At 60.7% G+C, this 10,447-nt stretch carries 6 protein-coding genes and 1 riboswitch; of the genes, 3 read left to right on the top strand and 3 right to left on the bottom strand.

What is annotated here, in order from left to right; translation table 11 throughout:
• Positions 1-201 precede the first annotated feature (201 nt).
• Complete coding sequence (locus BSP75_RS22050) at positions 202-2,397, bottom strand: immunoglobulin-like domain-containing protein (RefSeq protein ID WP_075111891.1); 2,196 nt, start codon at positions 2,395-2,397, stop codon at positions 202-204.
• A 47-nt stretch (positions 2,398-2,444) separates the two neighbouring features.
• A riboswitch (cyclic di-GMP riboswitch) is annotated at positions 2,445-2,529 on the bottom strand.
• Positions 2,530-2,979: 450 nt separating this feature from the next.
• On the opposite strand from BSP75_RS22050, the gene prlC reads away from it, so the two are divergent.
• The 3 genes from prlC (at position 2,980) to BSP75_RS00785 (ending at position 8,593) form a co-directional block, all read left to right on the top strand.
• Complete coding sequence (prlC, locus tag BSP75_RS00795) at positions 2,980-5,022, top strand: oligopeptidase A (RefSeq protein WP_075111890.1); 2,043 nt, start codon at positions 2,980-2,982, stop codon at positions 5,020-5,022.
• Between the two features lie 205 nt (positions 5,023-5,227).
• Positions 5,228-7,777, top strand: a complete 2,550-nt coding sequence (locus BSP75_RS00790) for a GGDEF domain-containing phosphodiesterase (RefSeq protein ID WP_075111889.1) — start codon at positions 5,228-5,230, stop codon at positions 7,775-7,777.
• A gap of 63 nt (positions 7,778-7,840) precedes the next feature.
• Positions 7,841-8,593 (top strand): class I SAM-dependent methyltransferase, encoded by a 753-nt coding sequence (locus BSP75_RS00785; RefSeq protein ID WP_075111894.1) that lies wholly within the window; start codon positions 7,841-7,843, stop codon positions 8,591-8,593.
• 71 nt (positions 8,594-8,664) lie between these two features.
• On the opposite strand, the gene BSP75_RS00780 is transcribed toward BSP75_RS00785, so the two are convergent.
• Both BSP75_RS00780 and gppA read right to left on the bottom strand, forming a co-directional pair.
• Complete coding sequence (locus BSP75_RS00780; RefSeq protein WP_075111893.1) at positions 8,665-8,919, bottom strand: Rho-binding antiterminator; 255 nt, start codon at positions 8,917-8,919, stop codon at positions 8,665-8,667.
• Positions 8,920-8,949: 30 nt separating this feature from the next.
• Entirely contained in the window at positions 8,950-10,440 is a 1,491-nt protein-coding gene (gene gppA, locus BSP75_RS00775; RefSeq protein ID WP_075111888.1) for a guanosine-5'-triphosphate,3'-diphosphate diphosphatase, read from the bottom strand.
• Between the last annotated feature and the right edge of the window lie 7 nt (positions 10,441-10,447).

Here is a 10,447-nt window from a genome sequence, read left to right as displayed (position 1 = left end):
GTGAAGCCAAGGCCACAGAGGTATAGTGTGAAAAAAGCCAATAAAAACAATGCCAGTCAGGCTTAACTGACTGGCATTAGAGCCGATGGCTCCCCTCTTTCGTTATGAATGTAGCCCGGACATAACTCCGAGCTGTGCCAATCGCGGTTGATGCGAGTGGCTGAGGGAGCCAACGGCCCCCTCTTGCTTATGACCTGCTGATTACAGCTTGGTCCAGGCATCGCTCCAGGCAGAGCCGGTACCCGGTGCATAGTGGCTGGTAGAACCACCACACCAGCCGCTGTAGGGCCAGGGTTTGCACTCGAAGTTGCCACCGGCGTTGCTGACTCGATCACCCGCTTGGTAGGTGGTATTGGGGGCGTAGGCCGGGTAGTCGCCATCATTGCCGCCGTTGCCGCTCTCTTCGGCCAGGGTGACCGGGAAGCGCTGTACCACCGGCTTCTGGCCGTCAGCCAGACCGGTGATCACCACGTCGTAGCTGCCATCGGTGACGTTGCTGCCCTGCAATACCAGGGTGCTGGAGCCGTTCACCTTGCTGCTGGTGGTGCCGTGGCTGCGGCCGTTCTGCTCCAGGGTCGCGGTGATCTGTACCGGGTTGGCGGTCGTCACGTTGAAACGGATGCTGACCTGACCGTTGACGATGGTGTAGTCGGAGCCCATGGCGCTGACGGTGAAGTCGCTGCTGTTGATCACTGGCGGTTTGTTGCCACCATCGCAATCGCTGTCGCCCTGAACTTTCCAGACGCCCCAGTCACCGGTGGTGCCCGGCTCTTCATTCTGGGTCCACCAGCCTGCCAGCCAGTTCTTGCCGTTGTGGCTGACGATGTCGCCGCCCACGTAGACCTTCTTGGCATCCCAGCTGTTTTCACAGATGGCGCCCTGTTCCTTGACGGTCACGTTGCGCTGCTGGGTCACCAGCTGGCCTGCGCTGTCGCTCACCTGATAGGTGAGGGTGTAGCGACCAACCTTGTTGCTGTCGACGCTGCCGTTGACCTTGATCTGGGCGGTCAGATCGCCATCTTCTTCGTCATGGGCGCTGACACCGGTCATCGGATCGAAAGCGGTGCCCAGCTCCAGCGTGGTGTCGGTGACGCCGCTGAATACCGGCTTCATGCTGTAGACCTCGACGCTGCGTACCTGTTCGGTGACGTTGTTGTCGCGATCGCTCACTTTGTAGGTGAGGGGGTAGAGACCGATGCGCTGGTTGTCTACCGAGCCTTCAACCTGGATCTGGCCAGTCAGGTCGCCATCTTCTTTGTCGTTGGCGGTGACACCGGCCAGCGGATCAAAGGCGGTGCCCTGCTTGATGCGGGTATCGCTCACGCCACTGAACACCGGCTTGCCGTTGTCGATCGGCGGGGCGATCTCCTGCTCGTGAATGAAGGGGCCGTAGCTCTTGATGAAGGATTCGTTGTAGGACTGACCGGCGGCATTGCGACCCATGTCCCAGTTGATGGACCAGGTCATCACGCCGCGCAGGGGCTGACCCTGACTCTTCAGCTTGTTGAAGGCATCGAACAGATCCTGCGGATTCTTGACGTAACCGGTGGCAGCGGCATCGATGTTGGTCGGGATGCCGAACACCAGCTTGTCATGGGGGATCTTGTAGTAGCCGCGGGTGCCGTTGATCAGCGAGTCGGCGATGTAGTAGATGAACTCTTCTTTCAGGGCATCGTTGTTCTGGGCAATCCAGCCGATACCGTCGATCCAGATGCCATCGCCACCCTGGTTGTAGAACTGCGGGTTGATCCAGTCGTAGTAGCCTTCCAGCGCCCGCAGATAGGGGGTGTAGAGGCCGTTGGCGGTCAGGTAGGGGAATTCCGGCGCCATGGTGATGAGGAAGTTTTTCCCCTGGGCGCGGTAGTGATCCTTGACCAGACGCAGGGCGGCCGGGATCACGGTCTGGTTGTTGGCGGCGGTAACGGCAGCCTGCTCCAGATCGATATCCAGACCGTCGAAGCCATAGGTCTCCACCAGGCGGATGATCTCGTCGGCGAAGGCCTGCTCCTGACCGGTACGCAGTTCGATGTGCGCATCGGCACCACCCAGTGCCAGCAGCACGGCACGGCCCTGGCGGTTCAGCTCGGCGATTTGCTCGATGAACTGGCTTTCGCTCATGCCGGTGGCGGTATCCAGCTTGAAGGTCGGGATCGGATTGCTGCCATAGACCTTCATGAAGGAGACATCGACCACGTTGTATTGCGGGTTGACCTGATCGAGTTTGACGCAGGGGGCGGTGCCGCCCTGATAACCGGCGCCGCCGCACCAGTTGTGCCAGTAGCCGACCACTACGCCGGATTGCGGGTTGACCATGCTCTGGCCAGCGGTTGCTGCGTGCAGCATGGGGCTGGTGGCGCCGATCAGGCAGCCCAGCAGGGAGAGTTTGAACTTGTTCATCATTGCTCCGTACATTGCAAAAGGAGGCCCATCAGGGGATGGGCTTCGGGGGCAGCCCCGCTGTCATAGGAAAATCCCTTAGACCGGTGGCTTTGCGTGGTGGCCTTTCGAACCACCTTGCCTTTTTCACCCGACCTCTGTCTGGTACAGAGAATCAAGCAGCCCCCAAATTAGCCACATATGGTAGGAGGGGGAAGATAAATTAATCAATGTGCTCTTCTGTATGTCACATTTTGGAAAAATTTAATAATTCAATGTGTTCCATACGATGTTTGCTTAAATAACGAGATGCGCGACAAGGTGCCAACGCTGATGGCCACAGGCTTGGTGAGGACTTTGGCCATCGCAATCGGCGCGAGCGAACTCCCGATTTGTCGCGCGGCAAATATGGGTCACAGGCCCGGCGGCTTGTGTCATGAGTTGACGCGCAGGGGGCGGGCGGAGTGCCGGTTGTGAGACGAATGGCAAAAAGGGGGCGGGAGTGTGATTCCAGCTTGATTATTGCATGGGTTGCCCACATGTTAGAAAGCCATACAGAGCTGCTAAAGCGGTCTGTTCAAGACCAAACAAGAGGTAACCGGGATGAATAACCCTTTGCTGACAATGGATTCGCTGCCCCCTTTCAGCCAGATCAAGCCGGAGCAGGTACAGCCTGCCGTGATTCAGGCGATTGCTGATTGCAAGCAGAAGATCAGCGATGTGCTGGCCCAGCGTGAACCCCATACCTGGGATAGCCTGATTGCCCCGCTGGAAGAGGTAAATGACCGTCTGTCACGGATCTGGTCACCGGTCAGCCACCTCAACTCCGTACTCAACAGCGAAGCACTGCGCGAGGCCCATGACGCCTGCCTGCCGCTGCTCTCCGAATTCCAGACCTATGTCGGTCAGCATGAAGGGCTCTATCAGGCCTATCTGGCCCTCTCCCAGAGCGATGATTTCCCGCTGCTGAGCGGCGCCCAGCGCAAGGAGATCCAGAATACCCTGCGTGACTTCCGCCTCTCCGGTATCGGTCTGCCTGCCGAGGCGCAGCAGCGTTACGGCGAAATTCAGGCCCGCCTCTCCGAGCTGGCCTCCCGCTTCAGCAACAACGTGCTGGATGCAACCCAGGGCTGGCACAAGCTGGTGGCCGATGAAGCCGAACTGGCCGGCCTGCCCGACAGCGTGCGTGCCGCTGCCCGTCAGATGGCCGAGCTCAGGGGCAAAGAGGGGTGGCTGTTCACCCTGGATATCCCTTCCTACCTGCCGGTGATGATGTACTCGGACAACCGCGAACTGCGTGCCGAGATGTATGAAGCCTTCACCACCCGCGCCTCCGATCAGGGCCCCAATGCGGGCAAGTGGGACAACTCCGCCATCATGAGCGAGCTGCTCACCCTGCGCCGCGAACTGGCCCAGCTGCTGGGCTTTGCCAACTATGCCGAGCTCTCCCTGGCCACCAAGATGGCGGACAAGACCGAACAGGTGGTGAGCTTCCTCACCGATCTGGCGGCCAAATCCCTGCCGCAAGGCAAAGCAGAGCTGGAGGAGATCCGCGCCTTCGCCGCCGAGCAGCACGGTCAGAGCGAGCTGGCCGCCTGGGATCTCGCCTACTACGCCGAGAAGCTCAAGCAACACAAGTTTTCCATCTCCGATGAGCAGCTGCGCCCCTATTTCCCCGCCAGCAAGGTGGTGAAGGGGTTGTTCGAAGTGGTGAAGCGGGTGTTTGGCATGAAGGTGCGCGAGCGCCTCGGCATCGACACCTGGCACCCTGACGTGCGCTTCTACGATATCTTTGATGCCGACGACGAGCTGCGCGGCAGCTTCTACCTCGACCTCTACGCCCGCGAACACAAGCAGGGCGGCGCCTGGATGGATGTCTGTCTGGGTCGTCGCTATCGTCAGGATGGCTCGCTGCAAAAACCGGTGGCCTACCTGACCTGCAACTTCAACGGCCCGGTGGATGGCAAACCGGCCCTGTTCACCCACAACGAAGTGGTCACCCTGTTCCACGAGTTCGGCCACGGCATTCATCACATGCTGACCCGCATCGACGTGGCTGGTGTCGCCGGTATCAACGGCGTGGCCTGGGATGCGGTGGAGCTGCCGAGCCAGTTCCTCGAGAACTGGTGCTGGGAGTCCGAGGCGCTGGCCTTTATCTCCGGCCATTACGAGACCGGCGAGCCGCTGCCTGCCGATCTGCTGGAGAAGATGTTGACTGCCCGCAACTTCCAGGCGGCGATGCAGATGCTGCGTCAGCTGGAGTTCGCCCTGTTCGACTTCCGTCTCCATCAGGAGTTTGACCCGGCCAATCCGGCGCAGCTTCCGGCGCTGCTGGATGAGGTGCGCAGTCAGGTGGCCGTGATGACGCCACCGGCGTTTAATCGTTTCCAGCACAGCTTCTCCCACATCTTCGCGGGCGGCTATGCGGCGGGCTACTACAGCTACAAGTGGGCCGAAGTGCTCTCTGCCGATGCCTTCTCCCGCTTCGAGGAGGAGGGGATCTTCAACCCGGCGACCGGCCAATCCTTCCTGAAGAATATTCTGGAGAAGGGGGGCTCGAAGGAGCCGATGGAGCTGTTCCGTGCCTTCCGTGGTCGCGAGCCCAAGGTGGATGCCCTGCTCAGACACAGCGGGATTGCCGCCTGAGGCTGAGGGCCCCGGACCGCACTGAGCTTCAAGTAGATACTTTTTTGCGGCATAGTGGGATCAAACCGTGATTTTCACGACAAAAAGGGACCTTTTGGTCCCTTTTTTCAAGGCTTTTTAATATCTTGCTGATTGCATATTTGCACTGCCCACGGCTCTTCAGTAGAGTCGTGTTCTAACCTTCAAGGAGAGAAAGCCACTTGCCATGAGGCGAGCACTCGATTCCGTCTATCAAATCATCTCCAGTCTGGCTCATTCGAGCGGCCAGGGATATTTCGATACTTTTGTGAGTGAAATCGCCGCTGCTGTGATGGCTGATGTCGTCCTGATCGCCAGCAGGGAATCAAATGCTTCCCATCTGACGGTGCAGGCTGCCTACCCCTCCTCCCTTGACCCCGATACCCTGACGCTGCCCCTGACTGACACCCCTGATGCCATTACCTGGCAGGAGGGAGAGGCCTGGTTCAGCGATCGTCTGCTGCAGCTGTTCCCCGCGATGCCGCTCGCCGAGGCGTGGCAAGCCCAGGCCTACGCCGGGATTGCCCTCAAGGATGCGGATGGCGAGACCATCGGTGTCTGCTGCCTGCTCTATCACCAGCCGCAAGCCAATATGGGCAAGGTGATGGGGCTGCTCAGGTTGCTGGGGCCGCTGGCCGGGCGCGAACTGGCACTGATGTTGCAACGGCAATTGCCGCAACCTGTGCCCGATGCTCCCCAGCTGCTGCAGAGCATGCTGTTTCAGGCGCCGGTGGGGATCGGCAAGCTCGATCTCACCGGCCGGATTCTCTGGGCCAATCCGGCCATCGAGAAGATGCTGGGTTATTCCCTCGACGAGCTGCTGTATCGCTCCATCTCCGACATCAATCACCCCGAAGATTGGCAGCGCAGTCTCGAATGTTACGAGCAGATCCACCGTGGCGAGCGCAGCAGCTTCACCCAGGAGAAGCGCTACTTCTGCAAGGGGGGCGAGATCCTGTGGGGGCGGGTAACCGTCACCCTGATCCGCGATGAGCAGCAGCAGCCGGACTACCTGATGGTGCTGCTGGAGAATATCGATCCTCTCAAGCGTCATGCGGAGCAACTCAAGCTCTCTCACCGGGTCTACGACAACCTCTCCGAAGCTATTCTGGTGTGCGATGCCGACAGCCGCATCGTCTCGGTCAACCCGGCGTTCGAGCAGATCACCGGTTATAGCGGTGACGAGGCGCGGGGCCAGCGGCCCAGCATGCTCAAGTCCGGGCTGCATGATCAGACCTTCTATGCCGACATGTACCATGCGCTGGAGCGGGTGGGGGTATGGCGTGGCGAGGTGTGGAACAAGCGCAAGAACGGCAAGCTCTATCCCCAGCAGCTGATGATCAGCACCCTGCGCGAAGCCGGCAAGATTCAGCAATATATCGCCATTTTCAGCGATCTTTCCCAGACCAAACAGGCCGAGCAGAAGATCGCGACCCAGGCCAACTACGACAACCTCACCAGCCTGCCGAACCGCTGGCTGTTTGGCCGCTGCCTCACCCGCTTCTGCGAGCGGGGCGAGCGCTTCGCGCTGATGGTGCTCGACCTCAACAACTTCAAGGCGGTCAACAACAGCATGGATCACCATGCTGGTGATGCCCTGCTGCGAGAGGTGTCGGATCGGCTGGTGAGCCGGGTGCGCACCGAAGATCTGGTGGCCCGCATCGGCGGCGACGAATTTGCCTTTTTGGTGCCCGGTATCGTCACCCGCCGTCAGGCCGAGGTGTTTGCCAAGCAGGTGATCGGCAGCTTTGCCCGTCCGTTTATGCTGGCGAATCAACATCTTTACGTCACGGCCACCGTCGGCATGACCCTCTGTCCGATCGATGGCAGCGAGAGCGACGAGCTGCTGCGCAATGCCGAGCAGGCGCTGTTTGCGGCCAAGCGGCAGGGGCGGTTGATAGGCTCTTACTGCTCCTCCATGCGGGAAGAGGTGCGCCAGCGCCACCAGATGCAGCAGGATTTGGCCGAAGCGATCAAGCTGGAGCAGCTGACCATGGCCTACCAGCCGATCTGGGACAACCGCAGCGGACGGGTGGCCAAGCTGGAGGCGCTGGTGCGCTGGTATCACCCCCAATGGGGACAGGTCTCCCCTGCCGAATTCATTCCGCTGGCGGAAGAGGCTGGCCTGATTCAGGGGCTGGGGGCGCTGGTGCTGTGGCAGTCGTGCCGGGATCTGGCGAGGTTGCAGCAGTCCGGCTTCCCGGATCTTCAGATGTCGATCAACCGCTCCACCATGGAGTTTCAGACCATCGACCCCGAGGCGAGCGAGTGGCTCAAGGTGATCCAGCACTTCGGGCTCGATCCTGCCGACATTGTCATCGAAATCACCGAATCTCTGCTGATGGAGAGCAGCGATCAGCACCGGGTGCGGATCGCTGCCCTGCGCGAGGCGGGCTGCAAGCTGGCCATCGACGATTTCGGTACCGGCTATTCGGCCCTCAATTATCTCCGTACCTTCCCGGTCGATCTGGTCAAGATCGACCGCTCCTTCGTGCGCCATATCCCTTTCAACGAGCAGGATCGGCTGCTGCTCGACGGCATCATCAACATAGTGCACAACCTCGGTATGCAGGTGGTGATTGAAGGGGTGGAGACCCGCGAGCAGCTCAACTTCCTCTGCCAGAAGGGGTGTGCTTTCACCCAGGGTTATCTGCTCAGCCGCCCGCTGGCCTATGACGACCTCACCGATTACCTCGCCCTCAACCGTCAGGGGATGAACCTCACTGTCGTGAGCTGATCCATCGCTTCTGTTATCATGGCCGCTTCTGTACGTGCCATGAGTCTGCAACCTATGCCCCATATTCAGGTTTTCAGTGAAGTCCCCGCCCGTGATGGCGAGCTCGACGCCCTGCGTTTACGCCTTGCCGACGTGGAGTTTCCTGCCCCGTTTGCGCTGGTACTGACTGAAGAGAGGCTGGAGCTGCGAAAGCTGGATGAACCCAAGCTGGGTGCCGTTTATGTGGACTTCGTGGAAGGGGCAGTGGCGCATCGCCGCAAGTTTGGCGGCGGTCGCGGCCAGTCCATCGCCAAGGCGGTGGGGCTGAAGGCCGGTGCCACACCGACCGTGGTGGATGCCACTGCCGGTCTGGGGCGCGATGCCTTCGTTCTCGCGTCCCTCGGTTGCAAGGTGACCCTGATCGAGCGCAGCCCCGTGGTGGCCGCTCTGTTGCAAGACGGGCTGACGCGGGCGGCGCAAGATCCCGAGATTGGCTCCTGGGTCAGCGAGCGGATGAACCTGCTGCAAGGCCCGGCGGTGGACAATTTGCTGGCGCTACCGGAGCGGCCCGAGGTGATCTACCTCGACCCCATGTTCCCTCACAAGCAGAAGTCGGCGCTGGTGAAAAAGGAGATGCGGGTGTTCCAGTCGCTGGTAGGGCCGGATCTTGATGCGGATGTCCTGCTGCCTGCTGCGCTCAAGATGGCTGAGAAGCGGGTGGTGGTGAAGCGGCCGGACTATGCGGGCTGGCTCAACGAGCACAAACCCAGTATGGCCATCGAGACCAAGAGCAACCGCTTCGATGTCTACGTGATGGCGGCGCTGGCCGCGGGTTAACAGCCGGAGTGAGCTGCGGATGCAAAAAAGGAGGGCCAACGTCATGTTGGCCCTCCTTTTTCGTAGCGGATTCAGCGGGTAGGCGCGAAGCGGATCAGCTTCTCTTCCCCTTGCCAGTTAAGGCGCAGAGTCGCCAACTCCGCCAGGCTGAGCCGCTCGCCACTGTGCAGCAACAGATACTCGACTCCCTCGCTGGCTTCGATGGTGCGGATCTTGTCATCCCACTGATGACCATTGCGACTGGTGAGGGTCACCGGCAGTTGCCAGCTGGCAGCAATTTCGAGCCAGTCGTAGAGATCGCAGCTGATGGGTTGATAATCCGGCATGATCGGCTCCAAAACAGCCAGGTTGCTGAGTCAGGCTTCCTGTACGCGGGTCGGCCAGCCCATCTTCTGCTGGCGTTCCACCTCGAGCCGCAGCTCGCTGGCGCGCAGGTAGTGTTCATCCATCCAGCCCTTGGGCAGGGTCAGGGTCAATGACTCCTCTTCTGCCTGCAGGGTGAAGCTGGGCACTGTGCCCTGGGTGCGGCGCATGCAGAGGATCAGCGCGATGCGCAGGATACGGGCCAGCCGGATCGCCTGACGAGCGGTGACGGCACCCTGTTTCTCCAGCGGTTCCAGCTTGAATTCGTCCCGCTGGTTGAACAGCAGGGCCGACAACAGCTTCTTTTGCGCAGGGGTAAAGCCCGGCATGTCGATGTTGTCGATGATGTAGGCGGCGTGTTGCGGCGCCTTCTTGTACTCGATACAGAGGCCGATCTCGTGCAGCAGCGCGGCATAACGCAAGATTGGGCGACCGTAGCGTTTGGAGAGTCGCCAGGCCGGTTGCAGCTGGTTGAACGCTTCGACGGCGGTATCGCGTACCCGCTCGGCGTGCTCTTTATCCAGCTGATAGCGACTGATCAGGCTGTCGGCGGTGCGATCCCGGGCATCACAGTCGTGATTGTTGCCCAGCAGACCGTAGATCAGTCCTTCACGCAGGGCGCCACCCGCAAGGGTCATGCTCTCGATATTCAGGGTTTCGAAGATGGCGATCAGGATGGCGAGGCCGGAGGGGAACACGGTCAGCCGTTCGGCCGCCAGCCCTTCCAGTTGCAGCCGGTCCAGCTTGCCGCAGGCGATAGCCTGACCCATCAGCTCCTGCAACTTCGGCAGGGTGACCCGCTCGCTCTTTCCTTGCGCCAGCATGATCTCTTGCAGCGCCTGTACCGTGCCGGAGGCGCCGACGCAGGTGCGCCAGCCGAGGGCGCGGTAATCTTCCGCCACCTTCTCCAGCACCGCCTTGGCGGCGGCAATCGCCTGCGCGAAGCGCGCTTCGGAGAGCTCGCCATCACCGAAGTGATTGTTGAGCCAGGTGACGCAGCCCATGTGCAGGCTGTTGAGCAGTTTCGCTTCGCTATGTTCGCCGATCACCAGTTCGGTACTGGCACCGCCGATGTCGATTACCAGGCGGTTGCCTTCCCCGGCAGAGGTCCAGGAGACCCCTTCGTAGATGGTCTTGGCCTCTTCCTCGCCCGAGATGATCTCGATGCTGTGGTTGAGCACCCGTTCCGCTTCGCTGAGGAACTCATCGACGTTGGTGGCAAGGCGCAAGGTGGCGGTGCCCACGACCCGGATATTGTCGGCCGGAATGTCCTGCAACTGCTCGGAGAACAGACGCAGGCAGTCCCAGCCCCGCTCCATGGCGGCGCGGTTGAGACGAAATTCCTGATCGAGCCCGGCGGCGAGGCGCACCTTGCGCTTGACCTTGGCGACGGTGCGCAGGGCACCGGCGACCTCGCGCACCACCAGCATATGAAAGCTGTTGGAGCCGAGGTCGATGGCGGCATAGAGAGGCGAGTTGTGCAACTGGGCC

The organism is Aeromonas sp. YN13HZO-058 (assembly GCF_001921245.1).
GTDB classification, from domain to species: domain Bacteria; phylum Pseudomonadota; class Gammaproteobacteria; order Enterobacterales; family Aeromonadaceae; genus Aeromonas; species Aeromonas allosaccharophila.
Note: the sequence above shows the minus strand (reverse complement) of the source record. Positions and strands in the feature narration are given on the sequence as shown.